This is a genomic window from Rhodopseudomonas infernalis (assembly GCF_022271405.1).
GTDB classification, from domain to species: Bacteria; Pseudomonadota; Alphaproteobacteria; order Rhizobiales; family Xanthobacteraceae; genus Rhodopseudomonas; species Rhodopseudomonas infernalis.
Map to the genome: position 1 here is coordinate 1 of NZ_JAJNAL010000016.1, position 12,389 is coordinate 12,389.

Annotated in this window: 8 protein-coding genes; 5 read left to right on the plus strand and 3 right to left on the minus strand. The window is 67.3% G+C overall.

Annotated features, from left to right (window positions below; all coding sequences use genetic code 11):
• Positions 1 to 123: 123 nt before the first annotated feature.
• The 3 genes from LPW26_RS12660 (at position 124) to LPW26_RS12670 (ending at position 6,330) form a co-directional block, all read left to right on the plus strand.
• Positions 124 to 1,458: an efflux RND transporter periplasmic adaptor subunit gene (locus tag LPW26_RS12660; RefSeq protein ID WP_238735672.1), complete on the plus strand. Its 1,335-nt coding sequence runs from the start codon at positions 124 to 126 to the stop codon at positions 1,456 to 1,458.
• Positions 1,455 to 4,598: an efflux RND transporter permease subunit gene (locus LPW26_RS12665; RefSeq protein ID WP_238735673.1), complete on the plus strand. Its 3,144-nt coding sequence runs from the start codon at positions 1,455 to 1,457 to the stop codon at positions 4,596 to 4,598. Before LPW26_RS12660 ends, LPW26_RS12665 begins: the two co-directional genes overlap by 4 nt.
• Before the next feature lie 352 nt (positions 4,599 to 4,950).
• Positions 4,951 to 6,330 carry a cell wall hydrolase gene (locus LPW26_RS12670; RefSeq protein ID WP_238735674.1) on the plus strand — a complete coding sequence of 460 codons (1,380 nt, stop codon included), beginning with the start codon at positions 4,951 to 4,953 and terminating at the stop codon, positions 6,328 to 6,330.
• A 196-nt stretch (positions 6,331 to 6,526) separates the two neighbouring features.
• On the opposite strand, the gene nadC is transcribed toward LPW26_RS12670, so the two are convergent.
• From nadC to nadA, 3 genes are all read right to left on the minus strand, one after another.
• Positions 6,527 to 7,402, minus strand: a complete 876-nt coding sequence (gene nadC, locus LPW26_RS12675; RefSeq protein ID WP_238735675.1) for a carboxylating nicotinate-nucleotide diphosphorylase — start codon at positions 7,400 to 7,402, stop codon at positions 6,527 to 6,529.
• Positions 7,403 to 7,439: 37 nt separating this feature from the next.
• The gene (locus tag LPW26_RS12680) at positions 7,440 to 9,068 is read right to left on the minus strand and encodes an L-aspartate oxidase (RefSeq protein WP_238735677.1); all 1,629 of its coding nucleotides are present in this window, start codon (positions 9,066 to 9,068) and stop codon (positions 7,440 to 7,442) included.
• 91 nt (positions 9,069 to 9,159) lie between these two features.
• Positions 9,160 to 10,272, minus strand: coding sequence for a quinolinate synthase NadA (gene nadA / locus LPW26_RS12685; RefSeq protein ID WP_238735679.1), 1,113 nt, complete (start codon positions 10,270 to 10,272; stop codon positions 9,160 to 9,162).
• 315 nt (positions 10,273 to 10,587) lie between these two features.
• Between nadA and acuI the strand changes: the two genes are divergently transcribed.
• Both acuI and LPW26_RS12695 read left to right on the plus strand, forming a co-directional pair.
• Entirely contained in the window at positions 10,588 to 11,574 is a 987-nt protein-coding gene (acuI, locus tag LPW26_RS12690) for an acrylyl-CoA reductase (NADPH) (RefSeq protein ID WP_238735681.1), read from the plus strand.
• A gap of 98 nt (positions 11,575 to 11,672) precedes the next feature.
• On the plus strand, positions 11,673 to 12,251 hold the full coding sequence (locus LPW26_RS12695) for a hypothetical protein (protein ID WP_238735682.1): 579 nt from the start codon (positions 11,673 to 11,675) through the stop codon (positions 12,249 to 12,251).
• Positions 12,252 to 12,389: the final 138 nt, after the last annotated feature.

Below are 12,389 nucleotides of genomic sequence, written 5' to 3' on the forward strand. Positions count from 1 at the left end.
CCCCCGCCCCCCCCCCCCCCCCCCGCCCCCCCCCCCCCCGCCCCCCCGCCCCCCCCCCCCCCCGCCCCCCCCCCCCCCCCCCCCCCCCCCCCGGGGGGGGGCCCCCCCGGCAGCCTGCCGGGTGTGCGCGAGCACCTGACCCTGACGACATCGCTGATCGCGCCCGCGTCGGCGCAGAGCAGCGACGAGCCGATCTATTACCAGGACCCCGACGGCAAGCCGGTGTATTCGCTGACGCCGCGCAAGGCCGCCGACGGCCGCGCCTTCCGCGCGGTGCCGGCCAGCGCCGATCTCAACTTCGACGACGACGCTCCGCAAATGCCGCCACCACCGCCGGTGTCGACGACGCGAAAAATCAAGTTCTATCGCAACCCGATGGGCCTCGCCGATACCTCGCCGGTCCCCAAGAAGGACTCGATGGGGATGGACTACATCCCGGTCTATGAGGGCGACGACAGCGATGACGGCGCGGTGAAGCTCTCGCCCGGCAAGATCCAGCGCAGCGGCGTCAAGTCCGAGCCGGCGATGCGCCGGCAGCTCCGCGCCGTGATCCGCGCGCCCGGCGTGATCCAGCTCGACGAGCGCCGCGTCTCGGTGATCGCGATGCGCTCGGAGAGTTTCGTGCAGAGCGTCGCCGACGTCACCACCGGCAGCCGCGTCCGCAAGGGCCAGCCGTTGATGCAGATCTACAGCTCGGCGATCTCGTCTGCCGCGGCCGACTACGTCTCCACGATCGGCTCGAGAGCCACCAGCAGCGTGCCGCAATTCGGTCGCGGCTCGCGGCAGCGGCTGATCAATCTCGACGTGCCGGAAGCGGCGATCGCTGCGATGGACAAAACCGGCGTGGCGCCGGTGACGATCGAATGGCAGGCGCCGCGCGACGGCGTCGTGCTGGAGCGCAGCGCGATTGAAGGCATGCGAGCGCAGCCCGGCGACGTGCTGTTCCGCATCGCCGATATCTCCAAGCTGTGGGCGACGATCGAGATCGCCGAGCGCGATCTCGGCGCGTTGGCGCCTGGGCAGATGGTGATGGTCCACGCGCGCGCGTTTCCCGGCCGCAGCTTCCACGGCGAGGTCAAGCTGATCTACCCGCAGCTCAACAAGGAGGCGCGCACCGCACGGGTGCGGATCGAACTCGACAATCCGGATCTGACGCTGCTCCCCGAGATGTATGTCGACGCCGAGATCGACACCGGCGGCGCCGCGCCGGTACTGGCGGTCCCGGACAGCGCAGTGCTGGATTCCGGGAGTAAGCAAGTCGTGTTCGTCGACAAGGGCGATGGCCGCTACGAGCCGCGCGCAGTGAAGCTCGGGCAGCGCGGCAGCGGCGCCGTCGAAATCCGCGACGGGCTGGCCGAAGGCGAGTCTGTGGTGATTTCGGCCAACTTCCTGATCGACGCCGAGAGCAATCTCAACGCGGCGCTGAAGACATTCTCGGCCGAAGGAGCGCAGCCATGATCGCCCGCCTGATTACATGGTCGGCGCGCAATCTGCTGCTGGTGCTGTTCGGCGCCGGCTTCGCAGCCGCGGCCGGCCTCTATGCGCTCAAGCACCTGCCGCTCGATGCCATTCCGGATCTCTCCGATACGCAGGTGATCGTCTACACCGAGTATCCCGGGCAGGCGCCGCAGGTGATCGAGGATCAGGTCACCTATCCGCTGACCACCGCGATGCTCACCGTGCCGCGCTCGAAGGTGGTGCGCGGTTTCTCGTTCTTCGGCGTGTCGTTCGTCTATGTGATCTTCGAGGACGGCACCGACATCTATTGGGCGCGCTCGCGCGTGCTGGAATTCCTCAACGGGGCAGCGTCGCGATTGCCCACGGGAGTAACGCCGACGATCGGGCCGGACGCGACCGGCGTCGGCTGGGTGTACCAATATGCGGTGATGTCGAAGGAACTGAACCTCGCCGACACCCGCACCATCCAGGACTGGAATCTGAAATTCGCGCTGGCCCGCGCCGAAGGTGTCGCCGAGGTCGCCAGCGTCGGCGGCTTCGTGCGGCAATACAACGTCGTGCTTGATCCGCAGCGGATGCGCGACCTCGGCATCTCCATGCCGAAGATCCGCGATGCGATCCGCGCCAGCAATGCCGATGTCGGCGGCCGCACCGTCGAACTGTCCGAGTTCGAATACGTTATTCGCGGCAAGGGCTATCTCAAAGGCATCAACGATCTCGGCAACATCGTGCTGAAAGTAACCGGCGGCACGCCCGTGCTGCTGCGCGATGTCGCCCGCGTCGAACTCGGTCCCGACGAGCGGCGCGGCCTCACCGAGCTGAACGGCGAGGGCGAGGTCGCCAGCGGCATCGTGCTGCAGCGCTTCGGCGTCAACGCGCGCGACGTCATCGACAATGTGAAGAAGCGTTTTGCGGAGATCGCATCGAGCCTGCCGAAGTCGGTCGAGATCGTCCCGGTCTACGACCGCTCCCAACTGATCGATGCGGCGATCGCCACGCTGAAGAGCACGCTGGTCGAAGAGAGCATCGTGGTGGCGCTGGTCTGTGTCGTGTTCCTGCTGCATGTCCGCAGCGCGCTGGTGGCGATCATCATGCTGCCGGTCGGCATCCTGATCGCATTCGGCGCGATGAAGCTGCTCGGCATTGGCGCCAATATCATGAGTCTCGGCGGCATCGCGATTGCGATCGGCGCGATGATCGATGCGGCGATCGTGATGATCGAGAACGCCCACAAGCATCTGGAGCGCGCGCCGCCCGAGCGGCCGCGCGTCGAGGTGCTGATCGAGGCCGCCGCCGAAGTCGGTCCGGCGCTGTTCTTCAGTCTGCTGATCATCACCGTGTCGTTCATGCCGATCTTTACGCTGGAATCGCAGGAGGGTCGGCTGTTCAGTCCGCTGGCGTTCACCAAGACGTTCGCGATGGCGGCCGCAGCGCTGCTGTCGGTGACGCTGGTGCCGGCCCTGATGGTGATCTTCGTCCGCGGCCGCATCGTCCCCGAGCACAGGAACCCGATCAACCGCGTGCTGATCGCGATCTATCGGCCGGTGATCGACGCGGTGCTGAAGGCCAAGCTGCTCGTCATCCTCGCAGCGGTGGCGATCCTCGCGGTGACGATCTGGCCGGCACGCCAGCTCGGTACCGAGTTCATGCCGAACCTCGACGAAGGCACGCTGCTGTATATGCCCACGACGCTGCCCGGCATCTCGATCACCAAGGCGGCCGAGCTGCTGCAGACGCAGGACCGCATCATCCGCGCGTTCCCGGAAGTTGCCTCGGTCTACGGCAAGGCCGGCCGCGCCGCGACCGCGACCGACCCGGCGCCGTCCGAGATGTTCGAGACCATCATCAACCTCAAACCAAAGCAGGAGTGGCGCGCCGGCGTGACGCTGCAGAGCCTCACTGCGGAGATGGACCGCGCGCTGCAGTTCCCTGGCGTCTCCAACGCCTGGACCATGCCGATCAAGTCTCGCATCGACATGCTGTCGACCGGCATCCGCACGCCGCTCGGCATCAAGGTGATCGGCACAGATTTGGGCGAGATCGAGAAGCTCGCCAAGCAGATCGAGCAGGTGCTGAAGAAAGTGCCGGGCACGTCGTCGGCCTATGCGGAGCGCGCGCTCGGCGGCTACTATCTGGAGATCACGCCGGACCGCACCGCGATGGCGCGCTACGGTCTGGTGATCCAGGATGTGCAGGACGTCATCGCCACCGCGCTCGGCGGCCAGACCGTCACCACCACGGTGGAAGGCCGCCAGCGCTTCGGCGTCAACATGCGCTACCCGCGCGACCTGCGCGACAGCCCGCAGACGATCGGCCGCGAGGTGCTGGTGCCGATGCCGGCGGGCGGCGCGGTGCCGCTCGGCGAAGTCGCAACTATCACCCCGGCGCGCGGGCCGAGCTCGATCCGCACCGAGAACGGCCAGCTCGCGGTCTATATCTACATCGACATCCGCGACCGCGATCTCGGCGGCTACGTCACCGAGGCGCGCGACGTGGTGAAGGCCAACGTCACGTTCCCGCCCGGCGCGTATCTCGTCTGGAGCGGGCAGTACGAATATCTCGAACGCGCCGCGGCGCGGCTCAAGATCGTGGTGCCGGTGACGCTGCTGATCATCTTCCTGCTGCTGTATCTCAACTTCCGTTCGGTGGCGGATACGATGATCGTGATGCTGTCGCTGCCGTTCGCGCTGGTCGGTGGCATCTGGCTGATGTGGGCGCTCGGCTTCAACCTGTCGGTCGCGGTGGTGGTCGGCTTCATCGCGCTCGCCGGCGTTGCGGCCGAGACCGGCGTGGTGATGCTGATCTATCTCGAGCACGCGCTGGCCGATGTCCGCGCGCGCCGCGCCGCGGAGGGCAGGGCGCTCGACCGCGCCGATCTCGCCGAAGCGATCAAGCACGGCGCGGTCGAGCGGGTGCGGCCGAAGGTCATGACCGTGGTGGCGATCATGGCCGGCCTGCTGCCGATCCTGTGGAGCACGGGAACCGGCTCGGAGATCATGCAGCGCATCGCGGTGCCGATGATCGGCGGCATGGTGTCGTCGACGCTGCTGACCCTGATCGTGATCCCGGCGATCTACGCGCTGGTCAAAGGATTTGCGCTGAGGCGAACGATGCCAGCCGCGAATCCTGTCGCCAGTTAGCTGCGACGAACCTCACCACTCGTCATGCCCGGGCTCGTCCCGGGCATCCACGCCTTACAGCTTGGCGACGCAACAAGGCGTGGATGGCCGGGACAAGCCCGGCCATGACGAATGTTTTGTGGGTTTCAGCTCTCATAAGCACCGCCTTCTCGTTGACGTCCTGTTTACGCTTTTCATGAAGCCGCTGTTTACCAGGCTTTTCGATCGCTCTCGCGCGATGACGAGGCCGTGTTGCGTGTGGCTCGCGCGCATCGCTGATTAACCCGTGAGCAACTTTAATTGGATATCACCAGGAACGATCGACTTGTCTGAAACGACAATGGATCTGAGTAAGCGTTGCGTGAGCGTACCGATGTCAGTCATGCGTAACCGGCCGAAGGGCGCACGGATTGCGTCCTTCGGTCTCGGCCTCTGCGTGTTCGCAGGGATGCCGACCGAAATCGGCTATCAGGATATCGCGTCGCTGCTGGCACGGCAGCCGGGCGTCGCCGAGCGCTGGCAGAAGCGTGTGTTCGCTTCGTCGGTCGGTTCGGTTCAGGTCGCGACGTTCTCGTTCGGCCGTCCGATCGGCACCTGGGCGCCGCAGGGCTCGACCTATCAACTCGCCAGCCTCGACGGCAAGCTTGGTCTCGGCGGATCGCTTGGCCGCAACCGGCTGATCCAGCCGCCGTCGCAATATCAGGCATCCGATTTTCCTGCCGTCGACCGCACGCTGAAGGGCGATCGCCTCGCGATCTTCAAGCCCGGCCAGGATGTGCCGGCCGAAGCCACACCGGCTGAGTCGGACGCACCGAACGTCGCCGGCGCCAAGACCGCCGAGCAGGCGCCGGGCGCCGCGCCGCTCGATCCCGAACTCGCCGAGGCGCTGACCTCCGAGCCGCTGCCGCAATACGGCGGCGAACTCGATCCGTCGCACGACAAGGCTGCGGTGGGCGCTGCCTCGACCGACGTGCCGGCCCGCGATCCGTTCACCTTCAAGACCTCGAGCCTGTTCTTTGGCACCGGTTCGCTCGGTGGCCCGGAGGAATCGCTCGAGCAGTGGCAGCCCGGCGAAGAGCCGATGATCGTCACGCCGGACGGGTCGGACATGAAGTCGCCGCTGACGTCCGCCGCGATCGATCCGGAATCCGCGGGTGAAACCATCGCCGGCAAGGGCGAGGTCAATGTCGATCATCACGTCCGCACGCCGGCCGAGCGGCTCGGCCTGACCGAGCCGAAGCTGCGCGCCAGGCACGAGAAGTGCCTCGCCGAAGCGGTGTACTTCGAGTCGCGCGGCGAGAAGGTGCGCGGCCAGATCGCGGTCGCGCAGGTGGTGCTCAACCGCGCCTTCTCGGGCTTCTATCCGAGCAACGTCTGCGGCGTGGTGTATCAGAACAAGCACCGCCGCTACGCCTGCCAGTTCACGTTTGCCTGCGACCGCGTCGCCGATGTCGTCCGCGAACCGGAAATGTGGGATCGCGCCAGGCGGATCGCGGCGGCGATGCTCGACGGCAAGCTGTGGCTGCCGGAAGTTTCCAAGTCGACGCACTATCACGCCTATTGGGTGCGCCCGTCCTGGGTCCACGAGATGAAGAAGATGTACAAGACCGGCGTGCACACCTTCTATCGCCCGCGCGCCTGGGGCGACGGCAGCGACGCCCCGAGCTGGGGCGACGCCGCCCAGACCGCCGCCATCTCCGAAGAACTCACCGAAGCCGCCAAAAGCTCGGCAGAGATCAACGCGAAGAACTAACGCGCCGGCTCAAAAGCGCGCACGCTGCACGCGCGAGCGCGCCCCGAGCACAACGCGCTCCCTCTCCCGCCTGCGGGAGAGGGTTGGGGTGAGGGCGCCCCAGGCAGTGTGTCAGCTATTCGCGGAGCGGAGTGCCCTCACCCGCCGCGGTTCACGCGTCGGCCTCTCCCGCAAGCGGGAGAGGTTGCGCCGCGAACTACGCGTCGATGTCCAGCGCGACGTCGAAGTTCGGTGCCGAGTGGGTCAGGGCGCCGGACGAGACGTAGTCGACGCCGGTCTCCGCAATGGCGCGGATCGAATCCAGCGTGACGCCGCCGGAAGCTTCGAGCACGACGCGGCCGGCGCTGATCGTCACCGCCTGCTTCAGCGTGTCGAGGTCCATGTTGTCGAGCAGCACGACGTCGGCGAGGCCGGTGGCGAGCACGTCCTGCAGCTGATCGAGCGTGTCGACCTCGATCTCCACCTTGACCAGATGGCCGATCTTGGCGCGCGCGGCTTCCAGCACCGGGCGGATACCGCCGGCGACCGCGATGTGGTTGTCCTTGATCAGCACCGCGTCGTCGAGCCCGAAGCGGTGGTTGAAGCCGCCGCCGCAGCGCACCGCGTATTTCTCCAGCGCGCGCAGGCCCGGCGTGGTCTTGCGGGTGCAGCAGATCCGCAGCTTGGTGCCGCTCGTATGCCGGACGTAGTCCGCCGTCAGCGTCGCGATGCCCGACAGCCGGCCGACGAAATTCAGCGCGGTGCGCTCGGCGGTCAGGATCGCCCGCGCCGGGCCCGACAGCGTCAGCAGATTCACGCCGGCCGCCACGGCATCGCCGTCGCGAACATGCGCGGCGATATGGATATCGGCCGACAGCTGACGAAGCGCTTCGACGGCCAGCGGAAGCCCGGCGATCACGCCCGCCTGCCGCGCCACCATGATGGCGTGCGCCTGCGTCGCTTCCGGAATGGTGGCGATCGACGTGATGTCGCCGGCGCGGCCGAGATCTTCGTCGAGCGCGCGGCGCACCGCATCGGCGATGGCGAGCGGCGACAGAAACGCGTCGGGATGCAGCAGAGAGGTCGGGGTCATGAAGGCTGCTCCTGAGCAGACGGACGAATGAGGACAGTCAGGCCAGCGCGGTCTGCGGCTGGGTGGGAAACGGCAGGATGACGGCGCCGCCCGGCAGCGTGGCCGCGCGCTCGCGGGCTTCCGCCAGCGTGGTGATGGTTCGCTTCGCCTGCGCCGGATCCTCGGCCGGATAGTCCGAGCGATAATGCGCGCCGCGGCTCTCGGTGCGCGCCAGCGCCGCGCTCGCGACCAGCAGCGCGGCGATCGCCATGTTGGCCAGCACCGGCGAGGCGGCGCAGCGCTCCAGCTTGGCCAGCGCGCGCACCGCGTCGCTGAGCCCTGAACGCTCGCGGATGACGCCGACCTTGCCGGACATCAAGGTCCGCAAGCTCTGCTCCTGCGCCGCATCGTGCGCGCCATTGCGCGGCCGCTGCGCCGGATCGAAGCGGCCGTTGCTGGCCCGAAGCTCCCGTGCGTCGATATCCTCGGCGACCCGGGCCGCATAGACGACGGCTTCGAGCAGTGAGTTCGAGGCGAGGCGATTGGCGCCGTGCGCGCCGGTCGAGGAGACTTCGCCTGCCGCCCACAGGCCGGCGAGCGAACTGCGGCCGTGCTCGTCCACCGCGATGCCGCCCATGTGATAATGCGCCGCCGGGGCGATCGGGATCGGCTGCGTCGCCGGATCGATGCCGGCCGAGATGCAGCTCTGATACACGGTCGGGAATTCGTGCGCGAACCGGGCGCCGAGCGCCTGCGTGGCGTCGAGGAACGCGCCGCGGCCGGCGGCGACTTCGGCGAACACGCCGCGGGCGACGATATCGCGCGGCGCCAACTCGGCCAGCGGATGCAGCGCCGGCATGAAGCGCTCGCCGGCGCCGTTGATCAGCGTCGCGCCTTCGCCGCGCAGCGCCTCGGTGGCGAGCGGCGCCGGATCGCGGCCGACCATGATGGCGGTCGGATGGAACTGCACAAATTCCGGATCGGCGATCAGCGCGCCGGCGCGCGCCGCGATCGCGAGGCCCTGGCCGGAGGCTTCGGCCGGATTGGTGGTCACCGCATAGAGATGGCCGATGCCGCCGGTGGCGAGTACCACGGCGGAGGCCGCGATCAACACCGGCGCGGATGGTGCGCCGACCTTGCGGAGTTGCAGGCCGGTGACGGCCTCGTCCTCGGTCAGCAGCGCTTCGGCGGACCAGCCTTCGAGCACGCGGATCGACGGCGTTTCGCGCACCGCTCTGGTCAGCGCGGTGATGATGGCCTGGCCGGCCATGTCGCCGCGGACGTGGACGATGCGCCGCGCCGAATGCGCGGCCTCGCGGGCCACCGCGAGCCGGCCTTCGAGATCTCGGTCGAACGGTACGCCGTAGCCGAGCAGGTCGTGGATGCGCGGCGCGGCTTCGCGTGCCAGCCCGAGCGCGACCGCCTCATCGACGATGCCGGCACCGACCGCGATGGTGTCGGCCGCGTGCGACTCCGCGGTGTCGCCTTCGCCGACCGCGGCGGCGATGCCGCCCTGTGCCCAGGCGGTCGACGCGCCTTCGCCGAGCGGCGCGGCGGTGATCACCGTCACCGGCCGCGGCGCCAGCTTCAGCGCGCAGAACAGCCCCGCGAGGCCGCCGCCGACGATCACGACATCGCCGTGCCGACCGAGCGTTTCGAAATCAGGCGTACTACCAGGCGTAGTCATCTTGGCGATCCAACTCGGACGCGGTGGCCGCGAACGCCGTAAAATCGGTGAGGGCGGGCAAGGCCGCCGTCACGCGGTCCGCAGCAGCGGCTCAGTTCTTCAGGTTGATCATCCGCTCGACGGAGCGGCGGGCCGGCGCGATGATGGCGGGATCGACCGTCACTTCCTCGCGCAGGTACACGAGGCTGTCGAGAATCTTCGCCAGCGTGATCCGCTTCATGTGCGGGCACAGGTTGCACGGCCGCACCATCTCGACGTCGGGCAGCTCGGCCTGGACATTGTCGGCCATCGAGCACTCGGTGATCATCACCACGCGCTTGGGGTGCCGGGTCTTGACCCAGTTGATCATATGCGCGGTCGAGCCGGTGAAATCGGCTTCGGCCAGCACGTCGGGCGGGCATTCCGGATGCGCGATGATCTTCACGCTCGGATCGGCCTCGCGATAGACGCGCAGCTCGTCGCCGGTGAAGCGCTCGTGCACTTCGCAGGCGCCCTTCCAGGCGATGATCTTGACCTTGGTCTGCGACGCCACGTAGCGCGCCAGATATTGATCCGGCACCATGATGACGCGATCGGCTCCGAGGCTCTCCACCACCTGCACGGCGTTCGACGAGGTGCAGCAGATATCGACCTCCGCCTTCACGTCGGCGGACGTGTTGACGTAGGCCACCACCGGCACGCCGGGGAATTTTTCGCGCAGCAGCCGGATGTCGGCGCCGGTGATGCTGGAGGCCAGCGAGCAGCCGGCGCGCGAATCCGGGATCAGCACGCGCTTCTCCGGGCTGAGGATCTTCGAGGTCTCGGCCATGAAGTGCACGCCGCACTGGATGATGGTCGAGGCCTTCACCTTGGTGGCCTCGATCGCCAGCTGCAGCGAGTCGCCAACGATGTCGGAGACGCAGTGGAAGATCTCCGGCGTCTGATAGTTGTGCGCCAGGATGACGGCGTCGCGCTCGCGCTTGAGCTCGTTGATCGCCTTGACGTAGGGCGCCATGAACGGCCACTCGACCGGCGGGATGACGTTCTGCACGCGCGCGTAGAGCTGCGCGGTCGCAGCCTCGACCTCGGGAGTCCAGTCCAGCGGCGGCATCGGCAGCGCGCGCGCTTTCTCGGACGGGGTTGGCGCAATGCGGGGGAGTGGAGCCTCGCGGCCGTGTGCCGGCTGGCCGAAATTCTCCGGCCCAAACAATTCAGCAAGCGGCATCTCAGCCTCCTACAAACGTATATACTCAATATGAGCATATATTGGCGTTGAGAAATCCGGCCTCCAGGGCCGGCCTATTTCAATCAGCGTTGACCAGAACACCGCGGCACACCCGCGGACACTGATCCACTTATTCTCATTACGAGCAAATCTAATATAGCATGAGGTTTAGGGTTCCGCCAGTGCCCCAATGGATGAACTGGGCAGAGAAAAACCGCGCATCTGCATCGCTGCACCGCAACGCGATCTTTACAGCAGGGCGCTGCTTTCTCTAACTCTGACCGCGAGCAGGAAGAACAATCCAAGGGGAGCGACATGGCGACGTTCAAGGCGATCCGCATCGACAAGGCGGAGAAGGGCACCACCGCAGCGCTGGCGCAGTTCGACGAAGCCGAGCTGATGGAGGGTGACGTCACCGTCGCGGTCGAGTGGTCGACCGTGAACTACAAAGACGGTCTCGCGGTGACAGGAAAGTCGCCGGTGGTCCGCCGCTTCCCGATGATCGCCGGCATCGACTTCGCCGGCACGGTGCTCGAGTCCAGCCATCCGTCGTGGAAGGCCGGCGACAAGGTCGTGTGCAACGGCTGGGGCATGGGCGAGACGCATCTCGGCGCCTACGCCGAGAAGGCGCGGGTGAAAGGCGACTGGCTGGTGCGGCTGCCGGACGGCCTCAGCGCGCGGCAGGCGATGGCGGTCGGCACCGCCGGCTACACCGCGATGCTCAGCGTGCTGGCGCTCGAGAAGCACGGCCTGACGCCCAAGGACGGCCCGGTGGTGGTCACCGGCGCGGCCGGCGGCGTCGGCTCGGTGGCGATCGCGCTGTTGTCCAAGCTCGGCTATCAGGTGATCGCCTCGACCGGGCGCACTTCGGAAGAGGCCTATCTGCGCGAGCTCGGCGCCTCTGAGATCATCGACCGCAACGAACTGTCCGCCCCCGGCAAGCCGCTCGGCAAGGAGCGCTGGGCCGGCGGCATCGACAGCGTCGGCTCGACCACGCTGGCCAATCTGCTGGCGATGACCAAGTATCGCGGCGCGATCGCGGCCTGCGGTCTGGCAGGCGGCATGGACCTGCCGGCGTCGGTGGCGCCGTTCATTTTGCGCGGAGTGTGTCTTTACGGCATCGACTCGGTGATGTGCCCGCTGCCGAACCGTCAGCAGGCCTGGAGCCGGCTCGCGACCGACCTGGATCCCGCAAAACTCGAACAGATGACCCAGGAAATCGGCCTCGACCAGGTGATCGACACCGGCGCCAAGGTTCTGGCCGGCCAGGTCCGCGGTCGAATCGTGGTGAAAATTGCGTAGCGTTCAGACTTTACCAACCAAGCTGCGCCAATGTTGCCGCAGTTTGTATGGTAAGGAGCGGGTTAACGAATGAATCCCGCGCCAGTAGGAGTTCAGGCATGTTCGTGCGTTTCGTCTACGGAGCCCTGATGGCTGGCGCCACCGTTCTGCCGGCAATGGCAGGATCGATGAACGCGGACGAAGCGCGAAAGTTTGTCTCCGGCAAGGTGTTCGCCTTCACCTGCTTCGACGGCACCCGCGGCGCCGGGCGCGTATTTGACGACGGCGGCGCCGCCGGCTCGGTGCAGTTCTCCGGCTCCGGTCCGAACCGCTTTCTGCGGCTGCCGGGCAACACGCTGCAGGTGCGCGGCCAGGCGATCTGCGCGTCGATCAAGGGTATCCCGTTCGATCCCTGCTTCAATCTCGACAAGACCAGCGAGCGCAGCTTCCGCGGCTCGGTGTCGGGCATGGGCTTCGCCTATTGCGACTTCCGCCATCAGGGCACGGGCCAGATGATGATGGCCCGCGCGCTCGCTCGCCAGCCACGCGCCCCGCGTCCCGCCCGCTCGGCCGACGCCACGCCGAAGGAGGTCGTCGCCAGCGTCCCGACGCCGCGCGTCGAAGCCACCCGCCTCGAGGCGCCGAAGGAATCCGCGAAGGTCGAAGCAGCGCCAGAACTGCGCCGCTCGACGGACTGAGCAGCTAGGCTATCTGGTCGATCCTCATTATCTCTGTAGTGACGCTTACTCCGTCATGGCCGGGCTTGTCCCGGCCATCCACGCCTTTGCTGCGTTTCCTTCAGCAAGGCGTGGATGCCCGGCGCAAGGCCGGGCATG

What these genes read in the sequence shown, in the direction of transcription:
- LPW26_RS12665 (WP_238735673.1), top strand. Translation starts at nt 1,455, where the DNA reads ATGATCGCCCGCCTGATTACATGGTCGGCGCGCAATCTGCTGCTGGTG.
- nadA (WP_238735679.1), bottom strand. Translation starts at nt 10,272, where the DNA reads ATGCCGCTTGCTGAATTGTTTGGGCCGGAGAATTTCGGCCAGCCGGCA.
- acuI (WP_238735681.1), top strand. Translation starts at nt 10,588, where the DNA reads ATGGCGACGTTCAAGGCGATCCGCATCGACAAGGCGGAGAAGGGCACC.
- LPW26_RS12695 (WP_238735682.1), top strand. Translation starts at nt 11,673, where the DNA reads ATGTTCGTGCGTTTCGTCTACGGAGCCCTGATGGCTGGCGCCACCGTT.
- LPW26_RS12670 (WP_238735674.1), top strand. Translation starts at nt 4,951, where the DNA reads ATGTCAGTCATGCGTAACCGGCCGAAGGGCGCACGGATTGCGTCCTTC.
- LPW26_RS12680 (WP_238735677.1), bottom strand. Translation starts at nt 9,068, where the DNA reads ATGACTACGCCTGGTAGTACGCCTGATTTCGAAACGCTCGGTCGGCAC.
- nadC (WP_238735675.1), bottom strand. Translation starts at nt 7,402, where the DNA reads ATGACCCCGACCTCTCTGCTGCATCCCGACGCGTTTCTGTCGCCGCTC.